This is a genomic window from Nocardioides carbamazepini, from assembly GCF_024614185.1.
GTDB lineage: Bacteria > Actinomycetota > Actinomycetes > Propionibacteriales > Nocardioidaceae > Nocardioides > Nocardioides carbamazepini.
The window spans coordinates 595,153-610,557 of the sequence record NZ_JAHTLF010000025.1 but is presented as its reverse complement, the minus strand read 5'-3'; the positions used below and the strand labels follow the sequence as shown (position 1 = coordinate 610,557).

General features: G+C 70.3%; 18 protein-coding genes. 2 read left to right on the top strand and 16 right to left on the bottom strand.

The window, feature by feature from the left end; genetic code table 11:
* Positions 1 to 3: 3 nt before the first annotated feature.
* The 5 genes from KVF89_RS29050 to KVF89_RS29030 form a co-directional block, all read right to left on the bottom strand.
* On the bottom strand, positions 4 to 1,437 hold the full coding sequence (locus KVF89_RS29050; protein WP_257430639.1) for a glycoside hydrolase family 3 N-terminal domain-containing protein: 1,434 nt from the start codon (positions 1,435 to 1,437) through the stop codon (positions 4 to 6).
* Positions 1,434 to 2,276, bottom strand: coding sequence for a carbohydrate ABC transporter permease (locus KVF89_RS29045; RefSeq protein ID WP_257430638.1), 843 nt, complete (start codon positions 2,274 to 2,276; stop codon positions 1,434 to 1,436). The genes KVF89_RS29050 and KVF89_RS29045 overlap by 4 nt, the downstream gene beginning before the upstream one ends.
* A 5-nt stretch (positions 2,277 to 2,281) precedes the next feature.
* Positions 2,282 to 3,163, bottom strand: coding sequence for a carbohydrate ABC transporter permease (locus KVF89_RS29040; RefSeq protein WP_257430636.1), 882 nt, complete (start codon positions 3,161 to 3,163; stop codon positions 2,282 to 2,284).
* Between the two features lie 147 nt (positions 3,164 to 3,310).
* On the bottom strand, positions 3,311 to 4,606 hold the full coding sequence (locus KVF89_RS29035; RefSeq protein ID WP_257430635.1) for an extracellular solute-binding protein: 1,296 nt from the start codon (positions 4,604 to 4,606) through the stop codon (positions 3,311 to 3,313).
* A 29-nt stretch (positions 4,607 to 4,635) separates the two neighbouring features.
* Complete coding sequence (locus KVF89_RS29030; RefSeq protein WP_257430634.1) at positions 4,636 to 5,769, bottom strand: ROK family transcriptional regulator; 1,134 nt, start codon at positions 5,767 to 5,769, stop codon at positions 4,636 to 4,638.
* Positions 5,770 to 5,851: 82 nt separating this feature from the next.
* Between KVF89_RS29030 and KVF89_RS29025 the strand changes: the two genes are divergently transcribed.
* Both KVF89_RS29025 and KVF89_RS29020 read left to right on the top strand, forming a co-directional pair.
* Positions 5,852 to 6,931 (top strand): ABC transporter ATP-binding protein, encoded by a 1,080-nt coding sequence (locus tag KVF89_RS29025; protein ID WP_257430633.1) that lies wholly within the window; start codon positions 5,852 to 5,854, stop codon positions 6,929 to 6,931.
* A gap of 31 nt (positions 6,932 to 6,962) precedes the next feature.
* Positions 6,963 to 7,394 (top strand): DUF6542 domain-containing protein, encoded by a 432-nt coding sequence (locus KVF89_RS29020; protein WP_257430632.1) that lies wholly within the window; start codon positions 6,963 to 6,965, stop codon positions 7,392 to 7,394.
* A 114-nt stretch (positions 7,395 to 7,508) separates the two neighbouring features.
* On the opposite strand, the gene KVF89_RS29015 is transcribed toward KVF89_RS29020, so the two are convergent.
* The 11 genes from KVF89_RS29015 to KVF89_RS28965 form a co-directional block, all read right to left on the bottom strand.
* Positions 7,509 to 8,249, bottom strand: coding sequence for a hypothetical protein (locus tag KVF89_RS29015; RefSeq protein WP_257430631.1), 741 nt, complete (start codon positions 8,247 to 8,249; stop codon positions 7,509 to 7,511).
* Between the two features lie 4 nt (positions 8,250 to 8,253).
* Positions 8,254 to 8,871, bottom strand: a complete 618-nt coding sequence (locus KVF89_RS29010) for an L-threonylcarbamoyladenylate synthase (RefSeq protein ID WP_257430630.1) — start codon at positions 8,869 to 8,871, stop codon at positions 8,254 to 8,256.
* Positions 8,871 to 9,887 carry a 4-hydroxy-3-methylbut-2-enyl diphosphate reductase gene (locus KVF89_RS29005; protein WP_257430629.1) on the bottom strand — a complete coding sequence of 339 codons (1,017 nt, stop codon included), beginning with the start codon at positions 9,885 to 9,887 and terminating at the stop codon, positions 8,871 to 8,873. Before KVF89_RS29005 ends, KVF89_RS29010 begins: the two co-directional genes overlap by 1 nt.
* A 92-nt stretch (positions 9,888 to 9,979) precedes the next feature.
* On the bottom strand, positions 9,980 to 10,579 hold the full coding sequence (rplQ, locus tag KVF89_RS29000; RefSeq protein ID WP_257430628.1) for a 50S ribosomal protein L17: 600 nt from the start codon (positions 10,577 to 10,579) through the stop codon (positions 9,980 to 9,982).
* Positions 10,580 to 10,889: 310 nt separating this feature from the next.
* The gene (locus KVF89_RS28995) at positions 10,890 to 11,912 is read right to left on the bottom strand and encodes a DNA-directed RNA polymerase subunit alpha (RefSeq protein WP_257430627.1); all 1,023 of its coding nucleotides are present in this window, start codon (positions 11,910 to 11,912) and stop codon (positions 10,890 to 10,892) included.
* 133 nt (positions 11,913 to 12,045) lie between these two features.
* Positions 12,046 to 12,654, bottom strand: a complete 609-nt coding sequence (rpsD, locus tag KVF89_RS28990; RefSeq protein ID WP_257430626.1) for a 30S ribosomal protein S4 — start codon at positions 12,652 to 12,654, stop codon at positions 12,046 to 12,048.
* A gap of 31 nt (positions 12,655 to 12,685) precedes the next feature.
* Entirely contained in the window at positions 12,686 to 13,087 is a 402-nt protein-coding gene (rpsK, locus tag KVF89_RS28985) for a 30S ribosomal protein S11 (protein WP_038681087.1), read from the bottom strand.
* A 55-nt stretch (positions 13,088 to 13,142) separates the two neighbouring features.
* Positions 13,143 to 13,517, bottom strand: a complete 375-nt coding sequence (gene rpsM, locus KVF89_RS28980; RefSeq protein ID WP_036547929.1) for a 30S ribosomal protein S13 — start codon at positions 13,515 to 13,517, stop codon at positions 13,143 to 13,145.
* Between the two features lie 285 nt (positions 13,518 to 13,802).
* The gene (rpmJ, locus tag KVF89_RS28975; protein WP_008361054.1) at positions 13,803 to 13,916 is read right to left on the bottom strand and encodes a 50S ribosomal protein L36; all 114 of its coding nucleotides are present in this window, start codon (positions 13,914 to 13,916) and stop codon (positions 13,803 to 13,805) included.
* A 42-nt stretch (positions 13,917 to 13,958) separates the two neighbouring features.
* The gene (gene infA, locus KVF89_RS28970; protein WP_028656368.1) at positions 13,959 to 14,180 is read right to left on the bottom strand and encodes a translation initiation factor IF-1; all 222 of its coding nucleotides are present in this window, start codon (positions 14,178 to 14,180) and stop codon (positions 13,959 to 13,961) included.
* A gap of 176 nt (positions 14,181 to 14,356) precedes the next feature.
* Positions 14,357 to 15,403, bottom strand: a complete 1,047-nt coding sequence (locus tag KVF89_RS28965; protein ID WP_257430619.1) for an LLM class flavin-dependent oxidoreductase — start codon at positions 15,401 to 15,403, stop codon at positions 14,357 to 14,359.
* Positions 15,404 to 15,405: the final 2 nt, after the last annotated feature.

The window sequence follows — 15,405 nt, the reverse complement described above, 5'->3', positions numbered from 1 at the left end:
CGCTCACCTGTGCAGTCCCGCCTCTCCCAACAGCTCCGCCACCGCCGTGATCGACGGCTGTCCGTTGCCCCGGGTGCAGATCCGCGCGTGCGGCGCGGCCTCCCACCCCGTCCGAGGGCCGGGCCAGCCCCATTCGACGACCACCAGCGGGCCCGGGTGCGCGGCGAGCGCGGTGGCCACCTCCGGTCGCCGGTGCGCGTCCCGGACCTGGACGACGACGGGTCCGGCGGGCAGCGGTTCGCCACCCACCACGACGAGGTCGGAGGCCAGGCCCCAGCGTCCGGGCCCGACCGCGATGTTCGCCTCGGTCTCCACCCGGACGACGCGGGCCCCCGACAGGTCGGGCAGCGGCCCTTCGACGATGCACACCTGCCGCGCGGCCGCGACCAGGACCGTCACCTCGGGCGTACCTTCCCGGCCCCTCGGACGTACGTCCCCGACATCTCGCCGGATCCGGCTCACCCGCGCCGCGGCATCGGCCAGCCGCGCGACGGGAAGACGGCCCGAGGAGACGGCGCCCACGATCGCGGCCTGGATCTCACGCACCACGGAGGCCTCCTTGTCGGGGCCGATGCAGAGCAGGTCGCACCCGGCGACCAGGGCGAGCACCGCCGCCTCCGGGATACCCCGCGAGGCGGAGGCTCCCGCCATGTCGAGGGCATCGCTGACGATCGCGCCGTCGTACCCGAGCTCGGACCACAGCAGCCTCAGGACCGGGGCCGACAACGTCGCCGGCCAGGAGGGATCCACCGCCGGCACCAGGATGTGCGAGGTCATCACCGACGCCGCACCCGCCGCGACGGCGGCTGCGAAGGGCGCCAGCTCGCGGCCACGCACCACCGCTGCCGACGCGGAGAGCACCGGCAGCGTCAGGTGGCTGTCCTCCGCCGTGTCGCCGTGGCCCGGGAAGTGCTTGACGCAGGCCGCCACGCCGGTCGACTGCAGTCCCTCCACCCAGGCGGCGACGTGCCGGGCGACGAGGGCCGGATCCGCGCCGAAGCTACGGGTACCGATGACCGGGTTGTCGGGGTTGCCGTTGATGTCGGCGACCGGGCCGAGATCGAGGTCGACCCCGACCGACGCGAGCTCGACACCCACCGCCGCACCGACCTGCCGGGTCAGGGAGACCGCGTCGACCGCACCGAGCACCGCCGCCCCCGGCACCGGGCTGGCCTCCCGTGGGTGCAGCCGGGTGACGTCGCCGCCCTCCTCGTCGGTCGCCACCAGCACGTCCGGCCGCACCTCGCGGACCGACGCCACCAGCGCCGCCGCATCCGCCGGCGAGCCGGTCAGGTTGGAGCCGAACAGGCAGATCCCGCCCAGTCCCTCCGCCAGCAGGACGCCCCATTCCCCGGGCAGCGTGGGTCCCGCGAAGGACGCCAGCTGGACCCGCAATGCCAGCTCCGCGACCTCGGCCGCGGCCTCGGCGGCGCTCATCCCTTCACCGCGCCCGCGGTCAGGCCCGACACCATCCGGCGCTGGACGATGAGGAAGAAGACGATCACCGGGATCGTGATCAGCGTCGAGGACGCCATGATCGCGCCCCAGTCGACCCCGCGGCTGCGGGCGTCGGTGAAGGCCACCAGCCATACGGGCAGGGTCTCCTTCGCCGGGTCCGTCATCACGACGACGGCGAGCGTGAACTCGTTCCACGCCTGGATGAACCCGAACACACCGGTCGCCACGAGGCCGGGAGCCAGCAGCGGCAGCGTGACCCGGAAGAACGCCTGGGTCCGGGAGCAGCCGTCCATCATCGCCGCCTCCTCGAGCTCGCGCGGGACACCGTCGACGAACCCGCGCAGGGTCCACACGGTGAACGGGAGCACACCGGCGACGTACACGAGGGTCAGGCCGATGACGGAGTTGAGCAGCCCCATCCCGTCGAGCATCTTGTACTGGCTGATGAACAGCGCCTCCGCCGGGATCATCTGGATCAGCAGCAGGGTGAGGATGAAGGTACGCCGGCCGCGGAACCGGAACCTGCTGACGGCGACCGCCGCCAGGAACGCGAACAGGATCGCCACCCCGACGGTCAGCAGCGTGACGCTGAGGCTGGTGACCATCGCGTCCGCGAAGTCGTCGTCGCCGAGGATCCTGCGGTAGTTGTCCAGGGTCCCGCTCCACGGGAACAGGACCGGGTCCTCGCCCTTGATCTCGTTGCGTGGCAGGAAGGACCGGCTCACCATCCAGTAGACCGGGAACACACAGCCCAGGAGGACCAGGATCCCGATCAGGTCGGCGCCGATCCGGACGGCGGTGGGGGTACGACGGGCCATGGCGCTCAGTCCTCCTGCTTGATCATCAGCCGGACGTACGGCGCGGTCAGCACGATCGTCAGCGCCAGCATGAACATCGCGGCCGCCGCCGCCGTGCCGAAGTCACCGCCCTTGATGCCGAGCGTGTAGATATAGGTGCCGAGCAGGTTGGTGTCGTTGCTGACGCCACCGGCCTTCTGGAGCGTGTAGATCTGGGTGAACACCCGCAGGTCCCAGATCACCTGGAGCAGGATCACCACGAGCAGCACCGGCCGGATCGCCGGCAGCACGACGTGGACGAACCGCTGCCAGGTCCCGGCACCGTCGATCTCGGCCGCCTCCATCACGTCCTCGGGCACCTGCGTGAGCGCGGCATAGAGCGTGAACACGACGAACGGGACGCTCATCCAGACCACGACGATCGTCGCCACGAGGAAGAAGGACCACGGGTCGAGCAGCCAGCCGTGCCCGGTGAAGTCACCGCCCGCCCTGGTCAACAGCCAGTTCACGACGCCGTACTCGGTGTCGAAGAGGAACTGCCACACCGTCATCGCCGCGACGACCGGCATCGCCCAGGCGAGGAGCAGGCCGCACTGGGCGAGCATCCGCACCGGCCGGCTCATCCGCGCCATCAGCAGCGCCAGCGCCAGCCCGATCCCGAAGGTGAGGCCGGCGTTGACGAAGCAGAACGCCACCGTGCGGAGCACGACGACCCACAGCTCGCGGTCGGTCAGCAGGTCGCGGTAGTTCCCGAGGCCGATCCACTCCGGCGGCTGCCCGAACTGCTGGGCGAGCCCGAACTCCTGCAGCGACAGCACCACCTGCCGCACCAGTGGATAGCCGAGGGCCAGCGCGAGCAGCGCGATCGCGGGCAGCACCAGGCCCAGCGGCAGGCTACGGCGACCCATCAGACCCTCCCGTCTCTCAGCCCGGCAGCGTGGCGCACGGCGGCGAAGCCGCCCGGTGCGCGCCGGGGGCCTAGCGCACAAGATGCTCTGCTGTGCGACTCAGGCTCGGCGGCGCGCACCGGATGCGACACGCTCGGGCAAATCCAGTCAGTTCAGCTCAGAGTTGATCTGCTCGTCGGCCTCCGCGGCAAGCTTCTTCACATCGCCGCCCTGCGCGATCCGGCTGTAGAGGTCCTCGAGCACGAACTTGCCCTCGACGGTGGCCCAGCTGGCCGCCGGCGGGGTCAGCTTGGCGTTCGACGCCGCCTCGATGGTGGCCTGGGCGAACTCGTCGTCGCCGAGCTTGCTCGCGTAGGACTGCTTGGCCGGGGTGAGGCCGGCCTCGGCGAGGATGGTCTGGTAGTCCTCACTCAGCATCAGCTCGACGGCGGCACGCGCGAGATCCTGGTGGGGCGACTTCGCCGAGATCGCGATGTTCGAGCCGCCGAGGAGCACCGGCGCGGGCTCGCCGTCGCTGCCCGGGAGGGCGAAGACGCCGACCTGCTCGGCGAGCTCGGGGCAGCCGCTCTCCTCGTCGGTGAGCATGCCGTAGACCCAGCCCGGGCGGGACATCATGCCGATCTTGCCGGCGCAGAAGGGCGTGACCGGATCGGACTCGTTGGCGTCGGCGGGTGCGCCGGAGGCCGAGGTGTAGAGGTCCTGGAAGGTCTCGAGTCCCTTGATCGACTCCGCCGAGGACAGCGTCGCCTGCCAGCCGTCGCCGTCGGGCGCGGCGAAGTCGCCGCCCGCGTCCCACAGGAACGCGGCGCCGTCGCGCCAGTCCTTGCCCGGCAGCCAGTAGCCGGAGAAGTCGGCCTGCCCGCTGTCCTGCTTGAGCTTCTTCGCCGCCGCGACGAAGTCGGCCATGGTGGCCGGGACCTCCGTGATGCCGGCCTTCTCGAACAGGTCCTTGCGGTAGAAGACATACGTCGACCCGGCGTAGTAGGGCACCGCGAAGGTCTTGTCGTCGACCGAGCCCGCCTCGACGAAGCCGGGCAGCAGGTCGTCGCCACCGAGGCTGTCGAGGTCGTCCGTCAGGTCGCTGAACGCGCCGACGGTGGTGAACGTCGCCGCCTGGGTGTTGCCGACCTCGACCACGTCGGGGGTCTGGTCGGCCGAGGTCAGGGCGGTGGTCAGCCGCTCGACGAGTCCCTCCCACTCCTGCTGCTCGATCTTCAGCGTGGAGCCGGGGTGCTCGTCCTCGAAGGTCTCCTTGAGCCAGGCGCGCGCGTCGTCCGGCGTGTCGGCGCCGTTGAGCCACACGACGATCTCGGCCTTGCCCGAGCCTCCGTTCGACCCGCCGCCGTCACCGTCGTCGGATCCGCATGCACTGGTCACGCCCAGCAGGGCGGTGACCGCCACGACGGCCACCCCCCTGAGCGCCTGTGTCTTGTTGAATCGCACCGCTTGCTTCCCTTCGGTCTTCCTCACGGTCAGGACACCCCCAGCTCGCCGGCGAGCACGACGCCCGTGGCTCCGGCGAGTACGCCGTCGTCGCCCAGGGACGACGTACGGACGACGAACTGCTGGACCGACACCGGCATCACCCGGTCCCGGACCGCCTGCTCGGCGATGCGGGCCAGCGGCTCGACCAGGTCGGCTGGTCCACTGAGCACCACCTCGCCGAGGTTGAGCGTGGCGACGACCGGTGCCAGCGCCTGGCCGAGCCGGTCGCCCGCGTCGGCCAGCACCGCGTCGGCCAGGCCGGCGGGCGCCTCGGCCAGCTCGCGGCGCAGCCGCGGGACGGCCAGGTAGGTCTCCAGACAGCCCGGCCGGCCGCAGCCGCACAGGGGGCCGTCGGGGTCGACCTGCACATGGCCGATCTCCCCGGCGGCCCCGCCCTGTCCGTGCAGGAGCGCGCCGCCGATCACGATGCCGGCGCCGACACCGGTGCTGAGCCGGAGCAGCAACAGGCCGCCCTCGCCCCGGCTGCCGAACACGAACTCCCCCATCACCGCGGTGTTCGCGTCGTTGGCGACGTAGACCGGAAGGTCGAGTGCGTCGGCGAGGCCGTCGGCGAGGTGCAGGTCGTGCCAGCCGAGGTTGGGCGCGTCGAGGACGACGCCGTCGGGTGTGACCACGCCCGGCGTCGCCACGGCGACCCCGAGCAGCGGACGGCTGCTGCGGGCGATCAGGTCCGCCGCGAACTCTCGCACCAAGGTGACCGCATCGGCTCCGATGCGGCCCTCGCGCGGCCGGGCGTCGCGCAGCACGACCCGTCCCTCGAGGGTCAGCACCGCCCCGGCGACCTGGTCGTCGACGGACAGGTCGATCGCGACCACATGCTTGGCGTCGGCCACCAGCCCGACGAGGGTCGGGGGCTTGCCGACGCGGCTCTCGATGGGCGTGCCCAGCTCCTCGACCAGGCCCTCCACGAGCAGCTCGGCGACGAGGTCGGAGACGGTGACCCGGGTCAGACCGCTGCTGCGGGCGAGGTCGGCGCGGCTGGCGGGGCCGGCGGCGAACAGCTCCTGGAGCAGCATGGAGCGGTGGTGACGACGGGAGTCGGCACGGTCGAGCTTGATCCGCTCACGGGGCGAGCGAGTGGTCGGGCTGCGCCAGGACATGTTTGTTAGTTCAGCACACTTACATATACCCTCGCAAGGGCAGAATGCGATCCAGGTCACACGGATCTCTCAAGGAGCAGCGATGGCCAGCATCACCTTCGAGGGCGCGCAGCGGTGGTACGCCGGTGCGGACGCCCCCGCCGTCCCCGGGATCGACCTCGTCGTCGAGGACGGCGAGTTCCTCGTCCTGGTCGGCCCCTCGGGCTGCGGCAAGACCACGACCCTACGCATGCTCGCGGGCCTCGAGGAGGTCGACGCCGGGCGGATCCTGATCGGCGACCGCGACGTCACCCGGCTCGCCCCCAAGGACCGGGACATCGCGATGGTCTTCCAGAGCTATGCGCTCTACCCGCACAAGTCGGTGCGCGAGAACCTCGGCTTCGCGCTCAAGATCGCCAAGGTGGACGGCGCGGAGCGGGAGCGCCGGGTCGCCGACGCCGCCGCCCTGCTCGGCCTCACCGACCTGCTCGAGCGCAAGCCGAAGCAGCTCTCAGGGGGCCAGCGGCAGCGCGTCGCGATGGGCCGCGCGATCGTCCGCTCCCCCCAGGTCTTCTGCATGGACGAGCCGCTGTCCAACCTCGACGCGAAGATGCGCGTGCAGACCCGCAGCGACATCGCCCGGCTGCAGCGCGAGCTCGGCGTCACGACCGTCTACGTCACCCACGACCAGGTCGAGGCGATGACCATGGGCGACCGGGTCGCGGTCATGAACGCCGGCGAGATCCAGCAGATCGACACGCCCCTGGCGCTCTACGACCGCCCCGCCAACCTGTTCGTCGCCGGCTTCATCGGATCACCGCAGATGAACCTGCTGGCCGCCGAGGTCGGCAGCGACGGGATCACGCTCGGCGGGCACCCCGTCCCGGTCGACCCCGGCACCCGCGCCTGCCTCACTCCGGAGGTCACCCTCGGCGTGCGGCCGGAGTCCTGGTCGCTGGTCGCACCCGGCGCCGGCGTACCGGTCCGGGTCAACCTCGTCGAGGAGCTCGGCTCGGACGGCTTCGCCCACGGCACCGCCGAGCTCGGCGACCGCACCGTCACCGTGGCGGTGCGACTCCCCGCGCGGGGGCACGTCGGCCCGGACGACGTCCTGCACGTCGCGGTGCCCGAGGGCGCCGCCCACGTCTTCGACACGGCCAGCGGCCGCCGGCTGAGTCCCTGAATCCGTCGAGGGGATGGCCTAGCGTGGAGGAGTGAGCAGTGCGGTGCGCCAGCGCCCTGGCCCGACCACCACCCTGTGGGAGGAAGGCCGCCGTCCCGGCCGGGAGGTGGCCTCCCTCGCGATCGCGCTGCTCCTGACGGCGACGGTGCTCGACCTGCTGCTCTCCGAGCGCCTCGGGCTGTTCTTCGACCTGGCGTTCGTGACGATCTGCGTCGGAGCCGCGCTCGCCGTCCGGCCCCAGGACTTCTTCGTCGTCGGCGTCCTGCCGCCACTGGGGATGGCACTCGTCGTCCTGATGCTCGCGCTCAGCGACCCGGGCAGCATCGCGCGCCCGGACGACGGGCTGGCCCAGGCGACCATCGCCGGTCTGTCCCGGCACGGGATCCCCCTGGCGTTCGGGTACGCCGCGTGCCTGGGCCTGCTGGCGCTGCGGCGCTCCTTCGTGGAGCGTCACCGCGGCTGATCCTGCGGACCCGCGGAGCTGTAACTACCTGTTCTTGCCAGTACCTGACCCGTAGACCGGTACGGCAGAGGCAAGAACAGGTAGTTACAGCGCGGGGCAGGTCACACCGGGATGTCACATGGTGCCGACGTGCGACCCGCAGCGGGCCTTCTTCGTCCCCGTCTCGACCGTGCCGGTGGTGGATCGGTACAGCGCCCAGGGGCCGGTTCGGTGCGCGATGCAGATATCGAAGGACGCGCCGTAGCCGCTCGTGCCGTACCCGTGGATCCGGTTGCCCTTGGCGAACTTCACGCCGTAGGTCTTCTCGAAGTGCAGCAGGTCGATGTCGCCCGCGCCGGTGGGGTAAGGACCGCCGGCCGCGACCGACCGGACCACGCCGGCGGCGATCAGCACGTCGGCCACGGCAAGATCGACCCGGATCTGCACCACCTGCTGCTGCCGGGTGCGGGCGGCCTTGCCGCACACGGAGTGCGAGCCCAGGAGCGCGTTGCGGCTGGCCCGGAAGGCCCGCTTGCGCTTCGAGTCGTAGAACCAGGCGGCCTTCTTGCCGCTCAGGCTCCGGGCTGCGTTCGTGTAGACGCAGAACTGCTTCACGCCGACCCGCTGGTAGCCGACCTTCGGTGACGTGACCAGGGCGGCGTTGGCATAGCCGTCGTCCGGGGCGGCGCCGGTCGCCTTCCGGTACGCGCGGACCGCCTTGGCCGTCTTGAGCACCTTGGTCCGGTCCGAGCCGGCACTGTGCCGCTCGGCGGTCGCCTCGGCGGAGGAGACACCGGCCGCGGGGCCGATGACGAGGGCGAGGGACAAGACGGCGGCAACGACGTACTTCACGAGATTCCCTTCGATGACGGACACGGTGCTAGAAGCGGTCGGGGTCCCCCGCGCCACGGCGGATCACCTCGGGCGCACCGTCGGACCAGTCGACCACGGTGGTGGGCTCGGCCGGGGTCTCCCCCGCCTCGACGACGATGTCGACGTCGTGGTCGAGATCCTCCTTGATCTCCCAGCCCATCGTGCGTGGCTCGGTCTCCCCCGGCAGGATCAGGGTCGAGGTCAGGAGCGGCTCGCCGAGCTCCGCGAGGAGTGCCTGCACGAACGTGTGGTCGGGGATCCGGACCCCGACCGTGCGCTTCTTGGGGTGCAGCAGGCGCCGCGGCACCTCCGGCATCGCCGGCAGGATGAAGGTGTAGGGCCCCGGGGTCGCGGAGCGGATCGCCCGGAAGGCGGCGTTGTCGACGTGGACCAGCTGGCCGAGCTGCGAGAAGTCACGGCACACCAGGGTGAAGTGGTGCTTGTCGTCGAGGCCCCGGATGCGCAGGATCCGGTCGCGTCCGTCGCGGTTGCCGACCCGGCAGCCGAGGGCGTAGCCGGAGTCGGTCGGATAGGCGATCAGCGCGTCGTCCTGCAGCGCGTCGACGATCTGCTGCAGCACCCGCGGCTGCGGGTTGTCCGGATGGATGTCGAGGTAGCGGGCCATCAGAGCCGGACTGCGGTCTTGGTGCTACGCCCGGCGGCCTTGAGGTCGCGGTGCAGCTCCTTGGGCAGGGAGAAGGCGAGCGTCTCCTCGGCCGTCTGGACGGCCCGGGCATCGGGATAGTCACGCTCGGCGAGATAGGCCAGGACCTCGGTGACGAGGTGGTCGGGGACCGACGCGCCCGAGGTCACGCTGACGGTCGCGGCGCCGTCGAGCCAGGACTCGTCCAGCTCGGACACGTCGTCGATGCGGTACGACGCCTTGGCGCCGGCCTCGATGGCCACCTCGACGAGGCGCACCGAGTTGGAGGAGTTGGCCGAGCCGACGACGATCACCAGGTCGGCGGCCGCGCCGATCTCCTTGACCGCGACCTGGCGGTTCTGGGTGGCGTAGCAGATGTCGTCGCTGGGCGGGTCCTCGAGCTGCGGGAACTTCGCGCGCAGCCGCCGCACCGTCTCCATGGTCTCGTCGACGCTCAGCGTGGTCTGCGACAGCCAGGCCAGCTTGGCGTCGGGCGGGAACTCGAGCTTGGCGACGTCGTCGGGGTGCTCCACCAGGACGGTCTGGTCGGGCGCCTCGCCCGCCGTGCCCTCGACCTCCTCGTGACCGGCGTGACCGATGAGCAGGATGGTGTAGCCGTCGGCCGCGAAGCGGACCGCCTCTCGGTGCACCTTCGTCACCAGTGGGCACGTGGCGTCGATGGTCTTCAGGTCACGCTCGGCGGCTTCGTTCACGACCGCCGGCGAGACGCCGTGGGCGGAGAAGACGACCGTGGCGCCGACCGGCACCTCGTCGAGCTCCTCGACGAAGATCGCGCCGCGGGACTCGAGGTTGGCCACGACGTGCTTGTTGTGGACGATCTGCTTGCGCACGTAGACCGGGGACCCATAGAGGTCCAGGGCCTGCTCGACCGTCACGACCGCCCGGTCCACGCCGGCGCAGTAGCCGCGCGGGGCGGCGAGCAGGACCTCGCGCTCGACGTCCTCGAGCAGGCGTGGCGTTCCCAGGTCGATCGTCATGAAGCCCAGTCTACGGACGGCGCCGGGGCACTCGAAAAGCACGACGGCCCGCCACCCTCACGGGTGACGGGCCGGCGCAGACGAGCGTTGGCTCAGGCCTTGTCGGTGTCCTCGGCGGACTCCTCGGCGGACTCCTCGGCGGGAGCCTCCTCGGCAACCTCGGCCTCGGGCGCCTCGGCCTCGGGCGCCTCAGCCTCAGCGGCGTCGGTCTCCTCGACCTCGGGGGCCTCGGCCTCGGTGGCCTCGACCTCCGGAGCCTCCTCGGCCGGAGCCGGAGCCGGAGCAGCGGCCGGCGCGGCCTGGGGGGCGGACGGGGCGTACGCCTCGGTCACCAGCTCGATCACGGCCATGGGGGCGTTGTCGCCCGCACGGTTGCCGATCTTGGTGATCCGGGTGTAGCCACCGGGACGCTCGGAGAAGGTCGGCGCGATGTCCTGGAACAGGGTGTGCACGACACCCTTGTCGCGGATGACCTTGAGGACCTCGCGGCGCTGGTGCAGCGGGTTCTCGCCGGCGTGGGCCTTCTTCGCCTTGGTGATCAGCTTCTCGGCGTACGGGCGCAGGGTGCGCGCCTTGGCCTCGGTGGTCGTGATCCGGCCGTGCTCGAAGAGCGCGGTGGCCAGGTTCGACAGGATGAGGCGCTGGTGCGCGGCGCTGCCGCCGAGGCGGGGGCCCTTCTTGGGCTTGGGCATTGCGTTCTCGCTTTCCTGCCCGGCCGTACGAGGTACCGGGTGCTGGGTCCGGCCGTGTCAGGTACCGGAATCTGGGACCGGGACGGATCCGTCCCGGCGGTGCAGCTGGGTTCTGCTACTACGGTTCTGCTTCTACGGCACACGACTGTTGGGCTGTGTTGCCGCCAGACCGACGGTGGTCCTACGAAGGACAACCGCGGTGTGAGGGTGTCGCCCGCGGCGAAGCTGCGTCGACGAGGGCCCGCGGGCCGAGCGCAGCGAGCGCCCGTGCGGACCTCGTCGACTGTGCGACACCCTCACACCATCAGACTCAGAACTCCTCGGACTCGATGAACGACTCGTCGTCGTCCTCGTCGTCCGAGTAGTTGGCCAGGGCGGCCGACGGGTCGAAGCCCGGGGCGCTGTCCTTGAGGGACAGACCCATCTCGTGCAGCTTGGCCTTGACCTCGTCGATGGACTTCGCACCGAAGTTGCGGATGTCCAGCAGGTCCTGCTCCGAGCGGCTGATGAGCTCACCCACGGTGTGGATGCCCTCGCGCTTGAGGCAGTTGTAGGACCGCACGGTCAGCTGCAGGTCCTCGACCGGGAGGGCGAGGTCGGCGGCGAGCTGCTCGTCGACGGGCGAGGGGCCGATGTCGATGCCCTCGGCCTCGACGTTGAGCTCACGGGCCAGGCCGAAGAGCTCGACCAGCGTCTTTCCGGCCGACGCGATGGCGTCGCGGGGCAGGATGGACGGCTTGGTCTCGACGTCGATGACGAGCTTGTCGAAGTCGGTGCGCTGCTCGACACGGGTGGCCTCGACCTTGTAGGTCACCTTGAGGACCGGGCTGTAGATCGAGTCGACCGGGATCCGGCCGATCTCGTTGTCGGCGCCCTTGTTCTGGACGGCCGAGACGTAGCCGCGGCCCCGCTCGACGACGAGCTCGAGCTCGAGCTTGCCGTTGTCGGAGAGGGTGGCGATCTTCAGGTCGGGGTTGTGGACCTCGACGCCGGCCGGCGGCGCGATGTCGGCACCCGTCACGTCACCGGCGCCCGACTTGCGCAGGTACATGGTGACCGGCTCGTCGTGCTCGGAGGAGACGACGAGGCCCTTGAGGTTGAGGATGATCTCGGTGACGTCTTCCTTGACGCCCTCGAGGGTCGAGAACTCGTGGAGGACGCCGTCGATCTTGATGCTCGTGACCGAGGCACCGGGGATCGAGGAGAGGAGGGTACGACGCAGCGAGTTGCCGAGCGTGTAGCCGAAGCCGGGCTCGAGCGGCTCGATGACGAAGCGCGACCGGAACTGGTCGACGGTCTCCTCCGACAGGGTGGGGCGCTGTGCGATGAGCACTTTTTTCGTTCCTTTCCGGGCCGACCGCTATATGAGGACCCAGACGTGGTGCGGATGGAGAAGAGATGAGCGGGTGAAGTAACGCTGGGGGCTCGCCCAGACCTTGGGGGGTCTGGGGCGAAGCCCCCAGTGGTCACTTCTTGGAGTAGTACTCCACGATGAGCTGCTCCTGGATCGGCAGGTCGATCTGCTCACGCACGGGCAGCTGGTGCACCAGCACACGCATCCGCGACGGGAGCGCCTCGAGCCAGGCCGGGACGATCCGCTCGCCGTGGGTCTCGCGAGCCACGATGAAGGGGGTCATCTCGAGCGACTTCTCGCGCACGTCGATGATGTCGTACTGGGTCACCTGGAACGACGGGATGTCGACCTTCTTGCCGTTGACCAGGAAGTGACCGTGGGTCACCAGTTGGCGGGCGTGGCGACGCGTCCGGGCGAAGCCGGCGCGGTAGACCACGTTGTCGAGGCGGCACTCCAGGAGCTGGACGAGGTTGTCGCCGGTCTTGCCCTGGCGACGGGCAGCCTCCACGTAGTACTTGTGGAACTGCTTCTCCAGCACGCCGTAGGTGTAGCGCGCCTTCTGCTTCTCCTGCAGCTGGTTGCGGTACTCGCTCTCCTTGATCCGCGCGCGGCCGTGCTGGCCGGGAGGATAGGGGCGCTTCTCGAAGGCGGCGTCGCCGCCGACGAGGTCGACGCCGAGCCGGCGCGACTTCTTGGTCAGGGGTCCGGTGTAACGGGCCATGTCGGTTCTCCTCTAAGTCTCTCGTCGCCGGTCAGACGCGCCGGCGCTTCGGCGGGCGGCAGCCGTTGTGCGGGGCGGGGGTCACGTCCTGGATGGTCCCGACCTCGAGGCCGATAGCACCCAGCGAGCGGATCGCCGTCTCGCGGCCCGAACCCGGGCCCTTGACGAAGACGTCGATCTTCTTCATGCCGTGCTCCATCGCCCGACGGCCAGCGGCCTCGGCGGCCATCTGAGCGGCGTACGGGGTGGACTTGCGGGAGCCCTTGAAGCCGACGGTGCCGGCAGAGGCCCACGAGATCACCGCACCGGTGGGGTCCGTGATCGTGACGATCGTGTTGTTGAACGTGCTCTTGATGTGGGCCTCGCCCTGAGCGACGTTCTTCTTCTCCTTGCGGCGCACCTTCTTGGCGCCCGCGCGAGCCTTGGGAGGCATGCGTTATCTCCTTGAGAAAGCTGGTCGTGAGGCAGTGTCGAGCCGGAGGCTCAGATCACTTGGCCTTCTTCTTGCCGGCAACCGTGCGCTTCGGGCCCTTGCGGGTACGAGCGTTGGTCTTGGTGCGCTGGCCGCGGACCGGAAGGCCCATGCGGTGACGGCGACCCTGGTAGCTGCCGATCTCGATCTTGCGACGGATGTCGGCCTGGACCTCGCGACGGAGGTCACCCTCGATCTTGAAGTTCGCTTCGATCTCGTCGCGGAGCTTGACCAGCTCCTCGTCACCCAGCTCGTGGACGCGGAGGTCCGGGCTGACGCCGGTGGCCTCCAGCAGCTGCTGGGCGCGGGTACGGCCGATGCCGTAGATGTAGGTGAGTGCGACCTCGATGCGCTTGTCGCGCGGCAGGTCGACTCCGACGAGGCGTGCCATGGTGGCTTCCTTTCGAACAGTCACGGTGGTGTGGTCGTGATGCGTCCGGGCGGTCGTACTCGTTGTGCCCAGCTCCGGCCATCCGCTCCGGAGGTGATTCGGCCCTGGGGCCTAAGCGATCACGTTGTGAGTTATTCAGTTGTCCGGACCAAGCCATCTCCGGGTTGCACCCGAGATCATCCTGGTCCAGGCCGGCAGCGTGGCGCCCGCGCGAAGCGCGTCGGAGGCAAGCATGGGCCCGAAGGGTCCGTGCGCAGCCTTCGACAGGCGACACGCTCGGCCAAACTAACCTTGCCGCTGCTTGTGGCGCGGGTTCTCGCAGATCACCATGACGCGGCCGTGGCGACGGATCACCTTGCACTTGTCACAGATCTTCTTCACGCTCGGGTTGACCTTCATGTCAGCCCTTTCTAGCTAGTGGCGGAGAAGTGAGCCGGCGGCTCACTTATAGCGGTAGACAATCCGTCCGCGGGACAGGTCGTACGGCGAGAGCTCCACCACCACACGGTCCTCGGGGAGGATCCGGATGTAGTGCTGCCGCATCTTGCCGCTGATGTGAGCGAGGACCTTGTGGCCGTTGCTCAGCTCGACTCGGAACATGGCGTTCGGGAGGGCCTCCACGACGGAGCCCTCCATCTCGATGACGCCCTCTTTCTTCGCCATGTCTCACAATCTGCTCGGGAATACGATGTCCTACCGGTGGCCCGGGAACCTCTCCGCTGCCCGTGAGCAACCGAGTGGACCTCGTGGGCCGTGCACCACACACAGAACCCACGTTGGACCGACACGCCAGTCTATGTGCTGGCGTCAACGAACTCTAAATCGCCGAGGCAGGCGACTCAGCCCGCCAGGAGCTCCAGGGTCCTCGCCCGCGCGGGGGAGGTCCGCGGGTCGGTGCCGCGGAAGGCGCCGCCGACCGGGTTGACCATCACCTCGTCGACGCCGTACGACGCCGCGAGGTCCGCCAGCTCGGCGCGCGCGGCCGCGGCGTCTCCGATCACCCAGCGCCGGCGCATCGCGTCGACCAGGCTGTCGTGGCCCGCGGGCAGCCCGGCCTCGACGATCGTCTCGGCATCCTCGACGGTGCGCTGGGCGATCAGTGGCTGGCCGGTGCGCAGCGCGAGCATCTGGAGCAGCTGGGGCAGGGCGAGGCGCTCCGCCTCGCCGGCGGTCTCGGCGACCGAGGCGTTGACAGTGAGGAAGGTGCGCGGCTCGGCCAGCTGGGGAGAGGGCTGGAAGGTCGAGCGGTAGAGCTCGAGCGCCTCGGCGGTGCCGGAGCCGGAGAAGTGGTGGGCGAAGACGTAGGGCATGCCCTTCTCCGCGGCGAGCCGGGCCGAGTAGTCGGAGGAGCCGAGCAGCCAGATCTGCGGGACCGAGGTCGCGGCCGGCGTGGCCCTGAGCACGTGCTGGGAGCCCCGCAGGGCCAGCCCGACACCGGCCGGCTCCATCATGGCGAGCACGTTGTCGACGTACTCGGGGAAGCGCGTGACCCCCTCGTCGCTCACGCCGCCGGCGCCGTGGCGCAGCGCCCAGCTGGTGACCGGGTCGGAGCCCGGGGCCCGGCCGATGCCGAGGTCGATGCGCCCCGGGAAGGCCGCCTCGAGCAGCGCGAACTGCTCGGCCACGACCAGCGGCGCGTGGTTGGGCAGCATCACTCCCCCGGACCCGACCCGGATCCGCTCGGTGGCCGAGGCGACCAGGCCGATCACGACCGGCGGGTTGGTCGCCGCGACCGCCGGCATGTTGTGGTGCTCGGCGAGCCAGAAGCGGCGGTAGCCGAGCCCGTCGGCGGTCCGGGCCAGATCCAGGGTCGCCGCGAGCGCGTCGCCCGTGGACTGGTCGCTGCGGACGGGGACGAGGTCGAGGACGGAGAGCGTGAGAGACATCG